This is a genomic window from Xylanibacillus composti (assembly GCF_018403685.1).
Lineage (GTDB): Bacteria > Bacillota > Bacilli > Paenibacillales > K13 > Xylanibacillus > Xylanibacillus composti.
Window position 1 is genome coordinate 1 of sequence record NZ_BOVK01000039.1, and the last position, 12,895, is coordinate 12,895.

At 49.3% G+C, this 12,895-nt stretch carries 12 protein-coding genes; 4 read left to right on the top strand and 8 right to left on the bottom strand.

Going from position 1 to position 12,895, the window contains the following annotated elements:
- Nucleotides 1–316 precede the first annotated feature (316 nt).
- The 8 genes from XYCOK13_RS14105 to dnaA all read right to left on the bottom strand — a co-directional run bounded on the left by XYCOK13_RS14105 (nt 317) and on the right by dnaA (nt 10,302).
- Nucleotides 317–1,429, bottom strand: a complete 1,113-nt coding sequence (locus tag XYCOK13_RS14105; RefSeq protein WP_213412814.1) for an HD-GYP domain-containing protein — start codon at nt 1,427–1,429, stop codon at nt 317–319.
- 114 nt (nt 1,430–1,543) lie between these two features.
- Nucleotides 1,544–4,069, bottom strand: a complete 2,526-nt coding sequence (gyrA, locus tag XYCOK13_RS14110; RefSeq protein WP_213412815.1) for a DNA gyrase subunit A — start codon at nt 4,067–4,069, stop codon at nt 1,544–1,546.
- A 10-nt stretch (nt 4,070–4,079) separates the two neighbouring features.
- Entirely contained in the window at nt 4,080–5,987 is a 1,908-nt protein-coding gene (gene gyrB, locus XYCOK13_RS14115) for a DNA topoisomerase (ATP-hydrolyzing) subunit B (RefSeq protein WP_213412816.1), read from the bottom strand.
- A 16-nt stretch (nt 5,988–6,003) separates the two neighbouring features.
- Complete coding sequence (remB, locus tag XYCOK13_RS14120; RefSeq protein WP_213412817.1) at nt 6,004–6,273, bottom strand: extracellular matrix regulator RemB; 270 nt, start codon at nt 6,271–6,273, stop codon at nt 6,004–6,006.
- Nucleotides 6,274–6,279: 6 nt separating this feature from the next.
- Nucleotides 6,280–7,395, bottom strand: coding sequence for a DNA replication/repair protein RecF (gene recF, locus XYCOK13_RS14125; RefSeq protein WP_213412818.1), 1,116 nt, complete (start codon nt 7,393–7,395; stop codon nt 6,280–6,282).
- Nucleotides 7,392–7,610, bottom strand: coding sequence for a S4 domain-containing protein YaaA (yaaA, locus tag XYCOK13_RS14130; RefSeq protein ID WP_213412819.1), 219 nt, complete (start codon nt 7,608–7,610; stop codon nt 7,392–7,394). The genes recF and yaaA overlap by 4 nt, the downstream gene beginning before the upstream one ends.
- 27 nt (nt 7,611–7,637) lie before the next feature.
- Nucleotides 7,638–8,780: a DNA polymerase III subunit beta gene (gene dnaN, locus XYCOK13_RS14135; protein WP_213412820.1), complete on the bottom strand. Its 1,143-nt coding sequence runs from the start codon at nt 8,778–8,780 to the stop codon at nt 7,638–7,640.
- 169 nt (nt 8,781–8,949) lie between these two features.
- Nucleotides 8,950–10,302 carry a chromosomal replication initiator protein DnaA gene (gene dnaA / locus XYCOK13_RS14140; protein WP_280520903.1) on the bottom strand — a complete coding sequence of 451 codons (1,353 nt, stop codon included), beginning with the start codon at nt 10,300–10,302 and terminating at the stop codon, nt 8,950–8,952.
- Nucleotides 10,303–10,769: 467 nt separating this feature from the next.
- Here dnaA and rpmH point away from each other — a divergent pair, with 467 nt between their 5' ends.
- From rpmH to jag, 4 genes are all read left to right on the top strand, one after another.
- Nucleotides 10,770–10,904, top strand: coding sequence for a 50S ribosomal protein L34 (rpmH, locus tag XYCOK13_RS14145; RefSeq protein ID WP_213412822.1), 135 nt, complete (start codon nt 10,770–10,772; stop codon nt 10,902–10,904).
- A 161-nt stretch (nt 10,905–11,065) separates the two neighbouring features.
- Nucleotides 11,066–11,413: a ribonuclease P protein component gene (gene rnpA / locus XYCOK13_RS14150; protein ID WP_213412823.1), complete on the top strand. Its 348-nt coding sequence runs from the start codon at nt 11,066–11,068 to the stop codon at nt 11,411–11,413.
- A gap of 152 nt (nt 11,414–11,565) precedes the next feature.
- A complete protein-coding gene (gene yidC / locus XYCOK13_RS14155; protein WP_213412857.1) occupies nt 11,566–12,255 on the top strand; it encodes a membrane protein insertase YidC in 690 nt (229 codons plus the stop codon).
- Nucleotides 12,252–12,869 carry an RNA-binding cell elongation regulator Jag/EloR gene (jag, locus tag XYCOK13_RS14160; protein ID WP_213412824.1) on the top strand — a complete coding sequence of 206 codons (618 nt, stop codon included), beginning with the start codon at nt 12,252–12,254 and terminating at the stop codon, nt 12,867–12,869. The genes yidC and jag overlap by 4 nt, the downstream gene beginning before the upstream one ends.
- Nucleotides 12,870–12,895: the final 26 nt, after the last annotated feature.

Below are 12,895 nucleotides of genomic sequence, written 5' to 3' on the forward strand. Positions count from 1 at the left end.
CGACTTTATTAATATACCACACTGCTCACTAACTTTGCAACAACTATTTTTTAGCAGTTGTGCCCGGCGTTACAAGCAATGATCACTCGCTCTCCTAGCCTGTAAGCCTAGCCTACTTCAACTTGAGTTAAGTTTTTTCGGCCGACAGGATTATTACTTTAGCATAATGTATAGCGCCGTTCAAGAACTGCCTTTTGCCAATTTAGACAATCCCTTCATGACTTAGCCTCAAAAAAAAAAGCAGCACCCGTTGGGTCTGCTCATTATTCTAGCTCATCCGCTTTAGGCAGAATAGAAAATAGATGATGTGCAAACGTTAAGTACTAAGAACCTCAACAATGTGCAAATGCCGGTCAACCGTAAGATTAATGATTTTCCCATTCACGTTCACCCACGGCCTCGTAGGAGAAGAACGATCCGAGAACACAATTTCCCCGACGGACTGATCACTTAACCGGACCAATGTTCCATTATGGAATTGTGTGACCTTGTGGATAAAGGTCTGAACCAGCGCGGGATCCAGCTTGCCAAACGACTCATTCAGCAGCTCCTCCAATACCGTATAAGGCGAGCTGCCCTTCTGATGAGCCCGGTCGCTTGTCATCGCATGGAAAATATCCGCAATGGCCACGATCTTGGCATAGTAATGAATTTTATCGCCGCTGACACCTAGCGGGTAGCCGCTGCCATTCACCCTTTCGTGATGCTGCAGCGCAGTAAGCTTGACAGCTTCATTAATCCCGGTCACGCTTTTCAGCATGTTATATCCGATAATGGTATGTCTTCGGATTTCTTCCAGTTCCTCCTTGGATAACTTGTCTGCTTTTCGCACAATCGATTCATCGATTCGGACCATGCCGATATCATGCAACAAGCCTGCCATCGCTATGGGAATCCAGTCTTTGCGCTCGATGTTGTGCCACTTTGCCAGCTGATAGGAGGTTAGCGCTACTTGAACGCTGTTGTGAATCAGATAATCTCCTTTTTGTGCATAGGGTGGTTCAAAAGTAAGCATATTGTATTCGTGAATATGGGCGATGACTTGGTCTAATTGATTGCGCAGATCAAGCACAGGAGCCATCATACCCGATGATGCACTGATAAAATATTGCTTCAACGAGGTGAATAAAGACCGGTAAGCAGCATGAAGACCGGTATTGGGCACTACTTTTTTGGTTGGTCTTTCTTGGACTGGCGCTTTATCAACCGGTTTTTCTTGTTTCGTTGCCTGCTTCGCTGCTTTCTCCGCTTCCTTCTCTTCCTGTTTATCCTCCACGCTTACGGTCGAAACCAAAAATGCCTTCAGAATCTCGATATCCCTCTGATTGAGAAGTCGGCCCTTTGAAAATAGCTTCCCACCCATCGGCGTATAGACATCTTCTATGATGCGGACGCCGCTTTCAATTTGTTTGACTGAAACATTCGCCACTTTGCCTCTCACCCTGCTTTCCAAGTCAGAGTTGTTTTATCCATCCAAACGGGCAAGGGACGGGGGAGCATACCCCGTCCTTTGCTTATGAGCTATTGTGGACAACAAGAGCGCTTACTCTTCGGACTCCGCTCCATCTTCGGATTGTTCCGCAGTTGGATTTTCCGTGCCCCCGTCTGCCAGTCCCTCAGCTGAACCTTCCATCTCATCCGGTTCTTCTGTTTTTTCGACGTTGGTAACGGTAGCCACTTCATCGTCGTCGCGTATATTGATCAGCTTCACGCCTTGCGTATAGCGTCCCATGCTGGAGATTCCCTCAATGCCGATACGAATCAGCGTACCGGCCGAAGTGATGATCATCAGATCCTGCTCGTCATTTACGACTTTCAGACCCGCTACCTCACCGTTCTTTTCCGTCACATTAATTGTCTTGATGCCCTTGCCGCCGCGAGACTGAATCCGGTATTCGCTGAGAGGCGTCCGTTTGCCATATCCTTTGGAAGTGACGATCAGCGCATCCAGAGATTCGTCTACGACGTCCATATCAATGACGCGATCGCCCGCACCTAATTGTATGCCCTTCACGCCAGTTGCAGAACGTCCCATAGGACGAACGTCTGTTTCCGAGAAGCGGATCGACATCCCGTGAGCGGTGCCCATAATAATTTCCTGCGATCCATTCGTCAGCTTCACGCCGATCAGTTCGTCATCCTCGCGCATATTGATCGCGATGAGTCCGCCCTTGCGAATATTCGAATAATCCGCCAACGGGGTCTTCTTCACGATGCCTTGCTTCGTAGCGAAGAACAACTGCTGGGTGCTGTCGAAATTCTCGACCGGAATAACTGCATAGACCCGTTCGCCCGGCTCAATCTGAATGAGATTGATGACTGGCGTCCCGCGTGCCGTTCGGCCCAGCTCCGGCAGTTCATAGGCTTTCAGACGATACACCTTGCCTTTGTTCGTGAACAGCATCAAGTAGTGATGCGAATTCGTTACGAACAGGTGCTCGACAAAGTCATCGTCCTTCATGTCCATGCCGGTTACCCCGCGACCGCCGCGCTTCTGGCTGCGGTAGGTGGTTACGGGAAGGCGCTTGATGTAGCCTGTATGCGTCAGCGTAACGACTACGTCTTCACGCGGAATGAGATCCTCGTCAAGAATGCTTTCTTCTCCTACGGTAATCTCTGTACGGCGATCATCGCCGAATTTCTCGCGGATTTCGATAAGCTCCTCCCGGATAATTTCCAAGACCAGCTGCTCGTCAGCCAAGATCGCCTTATATTCAGCGATCTTCTTCAGCAATTCGGCATACTCCGCCTCGATCTTCTCGCGCTCCAACCCGGTCAAGCGCTGCAAGCGCATATCGAGAATCGCCTGCGCCTGATCGAAGCTGAGCTGGAATTGCTCCATCAAGCCGTTGCGCGCTTCCTCGGTAGTAGCAGAAGCACGAATTAGAGCAATGACTTCGTCCAGGTGGTCAAGCGCAATCCGCAAGCCTTCGAGAATATGTGCCCTCGCCTCTGCCTTGCGCAGATCGAATTCGGTACGTCTGCGAATGACCTCTATCTGATGCTGCAAGTAATGATGCAACACTTCACGCAGACTCAGCACCTTCGGCTCGCCGTGGACGAGCGCCAGCATGTTGATGCCGAACGTGGATTGCAAGGCTGTATGCTTATACAAATTATTAAGAACGACACTAGGATTGACATCACGGCGCAGCTCGATCACAATGCGCATGCCGTTGCGGTCGGATTCGTCGCGAAGATCAGTAATGCCGTCAATCTTCTTGTCCCGCACAAGCTCAGCTATCTTCTCAATCAACCGCGCTTTAATGACTTGATAAGGCAGCTCATTGACTATAATGCGTGCTTTATTGCCTATTTCCTCGATTTCCGTTTTGGCCCGCATCGTAATGGAGCCACGACCGGTTGTATAGGCTTGTCTAATACCGGTCCGCCCCAGGATATAGCCGCCGGTCGGAAAGTCCGGTCCTTTGATATACTGCATCAAGTCCATCGAATCAAGCTCTGGATCGCGCGTCAGAGCCAGAATGCCATCGATCACTTCCGTCAAGTTATGGGGCGGAATATTCGTGGCCATGCCGACGGCAATCCCGGTATTCCCGTTGACGAGCAGGTTGGGGAAGCGAGCCGGAAGTACGGCCGGCTCCTTCTCTTCCCCGTCATAGTTCGGGATAAAGTCAATCGTTTCTTTGTTAATGTCGCGCAGCATTTCCATGGCGATCTTCGAAAGCTTGGCTTCCGTATATCGCATGGCTGCTGCTGCATCGCCGTCTATCGATCCAAAGTTGCCATGCCCGTCAACGAGCATGTAGCGCAACGAGAAATCCTGCGCCATCCGGACCATTGTCTCATATACAGCCGAATCGCCATGCGGATGATACTTCCCGATAACCTCGCCGACGATTCTTGCCGACTTCTTGTATGGCTTATCCGGCGTCATGCCCAGCTCATGCATCGCATAAAGAATGCGCCGATGCACCGGCTTCATTCCGTCACGTACGTCCGGCAAAGCCCGGCTTACGATGATACTCATCGCATAGTCCATGAAGGAACTGCGCATCTCTGCGCTTATATCACGGTCTTTAATCTGTGATCGCATTTCCTCGGCCATGCTCTACCTCCTAGATATCCAGGTTCTGGACGTATTTCGCGTGCTGCTGAATAAATTCGCGGCGCGGTTCAACGTTGTCACCCATCAATGTATCGAAAATCAGATCCGCATCCATCGCGTCTTGAATAGAAACCTGCAGCAAGGTCCGGCTGTCCGGGTCCATCGTCGTCTCCCAAAGCTGGTCGGGATTCATCTCGCCAAGCCCCTTGTATCGCTGTACGCCGGCCTTGCCTTCACCCATTTCCACAAGGATCTCATCCCGCTGCTTTTCGTTGTAGGCGTAGCGGATCACTTTGTTTTTCTCAATCTTGTAAAGCGGCGGTTGCGCGATATATACATAACCCGAGTCAATAATCGGACGCATATAGCGATAGAAAAACGTCAACAATAAGGTTCGAATATGTGCCCCGTCCACATCGGCATCTGTCATGATGATAATTTTGTGGTACCGGGCCTTGGAAATATCGAAATCCTCGCCAATCCCGCAACCAAGCGCCGTGATGATCGCGCGAATCTCCGCATTCGAGAGGATACGGTCAAGCCGTGCCTTCTCCACGTTCAAAATCTTGCCCCGCAGCGGCAAAATCGCTTGGAAATGACGATCCCTGCCCTGCTTGGCCGAGCCGCCCGCAGAGTCCCCTTCGACGATATACAATTCGCTGATTGCAGCGTCGCGGGAGGAGCAATCAGCCAGCTTCCCTGGCAAAGAACTGACTTCTAGCGCACTCTTGCGCCGGGTCAATTCCCTTGCCTTGCGTGCCGCTTCCCTGGCTCTTGACGCTTGCAGCGCCTTCTCAATAATTCTGCGAGATACCGATGGATTCTCATCCAAAAATTCGGAGAACTTCTCAGAAAACAGCGATTCCACAATGCTTCTGACTTCGCTGTTGCCCAGCTTCGTCTTCGTCTGACCCTCGAATTGCGGTTCCGGAATCTTCACAGAAATGATCGCCGTAAGCCCTTCACGCACATCGTCCCCCGACAAATTGCCATTGTTGTCCTTAATCAGATTCGATTTGCGGGCATATTCGTTAATGACGCGGGTTAACGCACTCTTAAAGCCGGATTCGTGCGTGCCTCCCTCATGCGTATTGATGTTGTTGGCGAAGGAGTAAATATTGTCGGTATAGCTGTCATTGTACTGGATCGAAATCTCCACATGAATATTGTCGCGATCTCCTTCGACATAGATCGGCACTTCGTGGAGAACTTCCTTATTCCGGTTCAAATGCTCGACGAAAGAGTTGATGCCGCCTTCGTAATAGAACGTATCTTCCTGGTTGGTTCGCTCATCCAAAAGCTGAATTTCAATGCCTCGGTTCAAATAAGCCAGTTCCTTGAGGCGGCCTTGCAGCGTCTCGTAGTCGTATTCCGTCGTTTCCGTGAACACTTCCGCATCGGGCTTGAACGTAATCTGTGTCCCTGTTTCCTCGGTATCGCCTACAACTTTCAAGTCATATTGAGGCACCCCTCGGCGATACTCCTGCTGGTACACTTTCCCTTCCCGTTTGACCTGAACCGTCAATATTTCCGAAAGCGCATTGACAACAGACACGCCGACGCCATGCAGTCCGCCCGATACCTTGTAGCCTTCCCCGCCGAATTTGCCTCCGGCATGAAGCACAGTCAACACGACCTCGACCGCGGGACGCTTCATCTTCGGATGCTCGCCGACCGGAATGCCGCGCCCATTATCGATTACGGTAATGCTGTTGTCTGCATGCACAACGATTTGAATACGGGTGCAATAGCCAGCCAACGCCTCGTCAATGCTGTTGTCTACTACTTCCCACACTAGATGATGCAAGCCTCGCGCACTTGTGGATCCAATATACATGCCCGGCCGTTTACGAACCGCTTCCAATCCCTCGAGAACCTGGATCTGGCTTTCATCATACGTATTTGGATTTACCGTCATTCCCCTTCACCTACTTCTAGAGATTCAAAGCTACCGTATCGCCGGTTAGCAGTTGATTCGCTCTTTTCTTCAACGTAGCAGACGAGATCGGCGAATAATACACCCAATCGTCGGTCACCACAATGGACTTCGGCTCTTCCTCGCCTATCGTTTCAACCTTTTTGGCCGTCGAAGCCTGGTCTACAAACTCCTTGGAAATCTTCGAAGCCTGTTCCATATTCATATCGAATATCGCAATCAGTTCGACGGCACGGATAACCTTCTCCCCGCCAATATGGATAAACATGGTCCGTCACCTCTTATCGACCGTTACCTGTCCGTTTTCCACATGAAAAAACGCCGCATCCTGCCAACGGCTTAAGTCCACGCTCTCTACTCCTGTTGTCGTAATAAACGTCTGCACTTTGTCTTGAAACGTTTCGATCAATTGCGTCTGTCTGTGCCGATCCAATTCCGAAAGAACATCGTCCAGCAGGAGGACCGGATATTCTCCGACTTCCTCGGCAATTAGCTCGATTTCGGCGAGCTTGAGCGAAAGCGCCGCTGTTCGCTGCTGACCTTGCGAGCCATAGGCATGCACTTCCCGTCCGTCCAGAGAAAGCGTCAAATCATCGCGATGAGGTCCCACAAGTGTGGTGCCCCTGCGGAATTCTTGTTCTTTCGCTTGTGTTAACTTTATCATAAATCGGTCGAATAAAATAGTTCCGTTCGTAAAATCTTCCACATCTAGGGAGGCTTTATAGTGAAGCTGGAGCTTTTCCTTCCCGCCGGCTATGCCCGCATGGATCGCGGACGCCCACTTTTCCAATTTTTCTATAAAGCTTTGACGTTTTTGCATAATTTTAGTCCCATAAGTGACGAACTGCTCATTCCAAACCTCAAGCAAAGCCGATTGTTTGGAGGCGTTCGGCTGCTTGAGCAGCTGATTTCGCTGGTTCAGCACCTTCTGGTATTGCAGCAGATTGTGCAAGTAGGAGGGCTCTACCTGGGCAATCTCCATATCCAGAAAGCGGCGTCGCACTCCTGGCGAGCCCTTGACAATCTCCAAATCTTCCGGTGCGAACATCACGACATTCAATCCGCCTACGTAGTCGCTGAGCTTGCGCTGCTCCAATCCGTTAAGCTTGGCTTTCTTTCCTTGAGCCGAAAGGAGAAGGTCCAGCTTGCATTCTCCGTATTTTCGCTCGATTTCCCCGTGAAGCACTGCCTTGTCCTCGTTCCAGGCAATCAGCTCGCGGTCTTTCGACGTCCGGTGCGACTTGGTCAAGGCAAGCACGTAGATCGCCTCGAGCAAGTTCGTCTTCCCCTGCGCGTTGTTGCCGATAAAGATATTCACGCGCCCTTGCGTGGAGAGGTTGACTTCGCCGTAATTCCGATAATGGCGCAGCGCAAGCCGGTTCAGCTTCAAGTCTGCTGCCTCACTTCAAACGCGCCGCAGCCCTCTACCTCAATCCGATCGCCGGGTACAAGCTTGCGTCCTCTGCGGTTGTCAGGATCGCCATTGATCATGACTACGTTCTCCTGCAGGAAAAACTTCGCTTCGCCTCCGGTGGAAATACAATCGGCCAGCTTCAAAAATTGTCCCAGCGTTATATACGCATCCCGAATATCAATCGATTTCATCATTCATCTCCTTATCGTGCTGAGCGGTCAGCCTGTGGTGCGATATGGCAGGATCAGGTGGAGCAGGAATGTTTCGTCCTTCGGCTTCACAATAATCGGGCTCATTGCGCCAGTGAATCCCAGATGAATCCATTCGCTGTCAATCGTCTTCAGCGCATCCAGCATGTAGCGGGAATTGAAGGAAATCTTGAGCGGCTCTCCACTTATGGACGGCACGTCGAGCTGTTCTGTTATTTTGCCCAACTCGGAAGAGCTGGATGAGATTTCGATTTTTCCATCGTCGAGCGTGGCCATCTTGACGATATTGGTTCGCTCTTCCCGACTTAACAGGTTGACCCGGTCCATAGCGCTCAGGAATGGCTTGGCTGGCACAACCATTTCGGTCTTGTACGCCTGCGGAATGATCTTCGAGGTATCTGGATAAAGGCCATCTAGCACGCGTGTAAAGAATAAAACAGAGCCAAGGTTAAACAACACCTGATTATCCGCGCGAATGACTTCAATAAGCGTATCTTGATCGGGTAGAAGTTTTTGTAATTCATTTAGGTTTTTTCCTGAAATTACAATATTTTTGAATTGGGTGCCTTCTTCATTGCGTATCGAAGCTTCGCGGGTGGCCAAACGGTGCCGGTCTGTAGCGGTCAGCTTGATTTGCTCGTCCTGAATCGTAAATAAGACACCTGTCAAAATAGGCGTGCTTTCGTGGGTCGAAACGGCCAGAATCGTCTGGCGAATCATCGTCTTCAGCAAATCGCTTTGCATCAATACCGTTTCTTTAGCATCAAGGCTAGGTAGGACCGGATATTCCTCTGCATCCATGCCGACTAGCTGAATTTCGGACAGACCGGAACGGATCATCGTCTGGAAGCCGTCTTTGACTTCTATTTCAACCGAATCTTCTGGAAGCTTGCGAATAATATCCACAAAGAATTTGGCAGGAAGGACGACTGCGCCTTCTTGTTCCAATGTGAATAACTCCACATCTCCTTGATGAGGAGGAATTGTGCTTTGGATGGAAATATCTGTATCACTAGCTGTTAACGTAATGCCTTGTTCATTCGCTTCAATCTTGATGCCGCTCAGTATAGGAATTGCCGTTCTGCTGGATATGGCTTTGGATACTTGCTGAATGGAGCCGTTCAACTGGTCTTTATTCACGGTGAGTTTCAATAGAGTCACTCCTAAATCGCATTATTTCGGAATTCCCGCATATATTTATAATACATTTTTTTTAGTAGTCTTAGTAGTAGAGAGGCTGAATATGTGGATATCCCGGTAAAACGTAAAAAGAGCAAGCCTATCCACATGTGAATAAGTTGTGCATAGGCCTGTCTGTTTGTTAAGAAGGGTTTTTGATTTTGTTGATTAATGATTGCACGATTTTGTATAAGTCCTGATCCTTTTTCATCAGTTCCTCGATCTTTTCATGCGCATGAATGACTGTAGTATGATCGCGGCCGCCAAAGGCGTCTCCTATTTTTGGCAAGGACAGATCGGTCAGCTCGCGGGACAAGTACATGGCTACTTGCCTCGGGAAGGCAACCGATTTCGTTCGCTTGCGCGCTTTGAAATCTTCCAGCTTCATATTGAAAAATTCTCCTACTGCCTGCTGGATGTCATGGACGGTTATGGATCGCGGCCTGCTCGCCGGGATGATGTCCTTCAGTGCTTCTGCAGCCAGGTGGACCGTTATGTCTTCGTTAATGAGCGAGGAGTAGGCAACCACTCGTATTAATGCGCCTTCAAGTTCCCGAATGTTCGTATCAATTTGGTTCGCTATGTACATCATAGCTTCATTCGGAATATCCAGGTTCTCCGCCTTTGCCTTCTTCCGCAGGATCGCAATACGTGTTTCGAGGTCGGGCGGCTGGATGTCTGTAATGAGTCCCCATTCAAATCGGGATCGCAATCTCTCTTCCAACGTTGGTATTTCCTTGGGCGGCCGATCGCTGGATATGATGATTTGCTTGCGTTCTTCGTGCAGGGCATTGAAGGTGTGGAAAAATTCTTCTTGCGTCTGTTCTTTTCCTGCCAGGAACTGAATATCATCTATTAGCAGAATATCTATGTTCCGATACTTGTTCCGGAAGCTCTCGCCGCGGTTGTCGCGTATGGCGTTGATAAATTCGTTGGTGAATTTTTCGGACGAGATATACAACACGCGCGCGCTCGGGTTGTGATCCAAGATATAATGGCCGATGGCGTGCATCAAGTGTGTTTTTCCAAGTCCGACACCGCCGTACAGAAACAGTGGATTGTAAGCCTTGGCCGGCGCTTCCGCTACTGCAAGGGAAGCAGCATGGGCAAAGCGGTTGCCTGCGCCAATGACAAACGTATCGAACGTATATTTTTGATTGAGCGATTGCGCGAGCCGTTCCTCGCCTAAAGGGGGAGGGGCTGCGACTGCCGGAGGCTTCGCTTCCAGCTCTTCTTCCGGCTCATCATCTTCTACGACGATGCGAAGCTCCAATTCCTTGCCGAGAATATCAATGACTGCCGTTCGGATCAGCTTCGTATAGCGGCTCTCCAGCCATTCCTTGGCGAAATTGTTAGGGGCGCATATGACGAGCTGCTGATCGTTCAGCACGAGAGCCTTCGTGGACTTCAACCATGTATCAAAACTCGGTTTGCTGACCTTCGTCTGCAAATCGTCCAAAATTTTTTGCCAAAGTGAGTGGGTATGGCTATCCACAGGGTGATTCACTCCTTTGTAAATAGGTTGCATTGTGGCATAAGCCATAAAAGTAAGGAAAAAAAAAGAATCATGCTGAAGAATGTCGAAGCTGTCCACATTATTCAGGAATTCTCGAAGAGAGTTATAAATGAAGTTGCATGTTGTTCACAAAGATATCCACATGCTGTGTATAACCTTGGGGATTATTTTTATCTATCCACACCGAAAACAAGTCCATCATACCAAATTACAGGCCCGTCCGCAATAAATTTAGCCGGTTTATCCACAAAATCAACTTCTTGTGGGTGGATTTTATCGACACCACTACATATTGTGAATAATTTGTGGTTAAATCGACATATATCCACGGGATTCGCGAAAAAGTTATTCACAACCGTAAAACAGTTGACTTTTGCTCCCCAAGATGGTTAAATGATAAAAGGCTTTTTTTCCGAACGAAAGCAAGGCAGGAGGTGCACGTATAGATGAAACCGACATTTCAACCGAATACGAGAAAACGTAAAAAAGTTCACGGATTCCGTAAAAGAATGAGCACAAAGAACGGCCGCAAGGTTCTTGCCGCACGCCGTCAAAAGGGCAGAAAAGTGATAAGCGCCTAAGCTTGTGACCACGGATTCCGTGGTCTTTTTTTATGTGAGGAGCATGAGAAGAGAACAGTTTTTTTGCTGCTCGAACCGAAATTGTAGATATCAGTTATGCGGTTTAGGTTTCCGCGGAACGGTCAATGTTGTAGGTAGACCAGTCATGGAGTGAAGTCGAAGTGCAAAGAAGATTGCGTTTAACGAATCGCCGGGATTTTCAAACCGTATATCGCTGGGGGAAGTCGGCAGCAAATTCACAATTTGTCGTTTACTATAGAAGAAATCCGAATACGGAGCGCTTCCGCTTGGGCATTTCCGCCAGCAAGAAGCTGGGCAATGCGGTCGTGCGCAATCGGCTGCGGCGTCAGATCAAGGAAATTGTGCGCCTTCACGTCGATCAGATCCAGCCGCAGCATGATGTGATTATCATTGCGAGAAAGCCGTCAACGGCACAGGATTATTGGCAGATGGAGAAGAGTCTGCTCCATGTGCTGAAACGGGCGGGCCTGCTGGCAGGACGACGTTAGTTTCTTTGTCGGTCAATCTGTGGTATAGTGGAAATTGGTATTTAAAGAGAGCGTTTGTTAGGAGGAATTCAGTTTTGTCGCGGACAATACAATCGCGGAAATTTGCCGTAGCTGGACTGCTGTTACTACTTGTGGGCGTATTGACTGGCTGTATGCCGCCGGATGAACACGGGACAAGCACAGAGGATTTGCTGGATCAAGGCTTCTGGTCTCGGTATTTTGTCTATCCGTTATCCTGGTCGTTGGATTTCTTTGCTGATACGCTCTGGGGAGAGTACGGTCTAGCCATTTTGGTGTTGACTATTATCATCCGGTTTTTGGTGCTGCCGCTGACGCTCAAGCAGTATCGCAGCTCGAAGGCCATGCAAGCGCTCCAGCCGGATATTCAGAAACTTCGAGAGAAGCACAAAGACAATCCGCAAAAGATGCAGGAAGAAACGATGAAGTTGTTCCAAAAGCATGGCGTTAATCCTTTGGCGGGCTGTTTTCCGATTCTGGTGCAGATGCCGATTCTGATCGCCCTCTATAATGCTATCTATTGGAATGCTGATATTCGTACACATACATTTCTAATATGGGAGCTGGGTCAGAAGGACCCTTACTTCATATTGGCTACGCTTGCCGCTTTGACTACTTATATTCAGCAGAAGATGATGATGAAGCAAACGCCGGCCCAAATGAAGGCCTTGCTTGTTATCTTCCCGGTACTGATTTTTGTTATGTCGATGCAATTCGCAGCAGCTTTGCCGCTCTATTGGGTATTCAGCAATCTGTTCACCATCGTGCAGACCTACTTTATTTATGGAAGATCTTCAGAACCTAAGGGAGGCCTTTCAAAATGAAAAAGGTGACGGTTACCGGCAAATCGATTGATGAGGCCGTGCAATCGGGGCTAGACCAGTTAAAGGCAACGAGGGAGCAAGTGAATATCGTTGTGTTGGAGCATCCAACCAAGGGCTTGTTTGGCCTGATTGGGGGCAAGGACGCGAAGGTAGAGCTGGAGCTTCTGCCTGATCCCATCTCGGAAGCGGTGAACTTTCTGAAGGAAGTGACCGCCACGATGAACCTGAACGTGGAAATCGAGCGTGAGGATGGGGATCAAGCGGTAAAACTGAATATTAGCGGCAAGGACTTGGGGTTGATTATCGGAAGGCGAGGACAGACCCTGGATGCGCTGCAATACTTGGTAAATATCGTTGCAAATCGTGCGTCCAATACGCATGTCAAGGTGGTATTGGATGCTGAGAATTTCCGTGAGCGAAGAGAGCAAACGTTGATTCAACTGGCGAACCGGTTGGCGAGTCGCGTATCGAAAACAAAGAAAGATGTTACGCTGGAGCCAATGTCACCGCACGAACGAAAAGTAATTCACTCGGTATTGCAAAACAATCCGAGAGTGAAGACATACAGCAAGGGCGATGAACCGAATCGCCGTGTTGTCATTACGTTGAAATAATAGGATGGTTCAGAAGCAATGACTGC

Bases quoted from the DNA above. Each gene is read 5' to 3' on its own strand.
- gyrA (WP_213412815.1), bottom strand. From the start codon at position 4,069: ATGGCCGAGGAAATGCGATCACAGATTAAAGACCGTGATATAAGCGCA.
- gyrB (WP_213412816.1), bottom strand. From the start codon at position 5,987: ATGACGGTAAATCCAAATACGTATGATGAAAGCCAGATCCAGGTTCTC.
- remB (WP_213412817.1), bottom strand. From the start codon at position 6,273: ATGTTTATCCATATTGGCGGGGAGAAGGTTATCCGTGCCGTCGAACTG.
- yaaA (WP_213412819.1), bottom strand. From the start codon at position 7,610: ATGAAATCGATTGATATTCGGGATGCGTATATAACGCTGGGACAATTT.
- rpmH (WP_213412822.1), top strand. From the start codon at position 10,770: ATGAAACCGACATTTCAACCGAATACGAGAAAACGTAAAAAAGTTCAC.
- yidC (WP_213412857.1), top strand. From the start codon at position 11,566: ATGCCGCCGGATGAACACGGGACAAGCACAGAGGATTTGCTGGATCAA.
- jag (WP_213412824.1), top strand. From the start codon at position 12,252: ATGAAAAAGGTGACGGTTACCGGCAAATCGATTGATGAGGCCGTGCAA.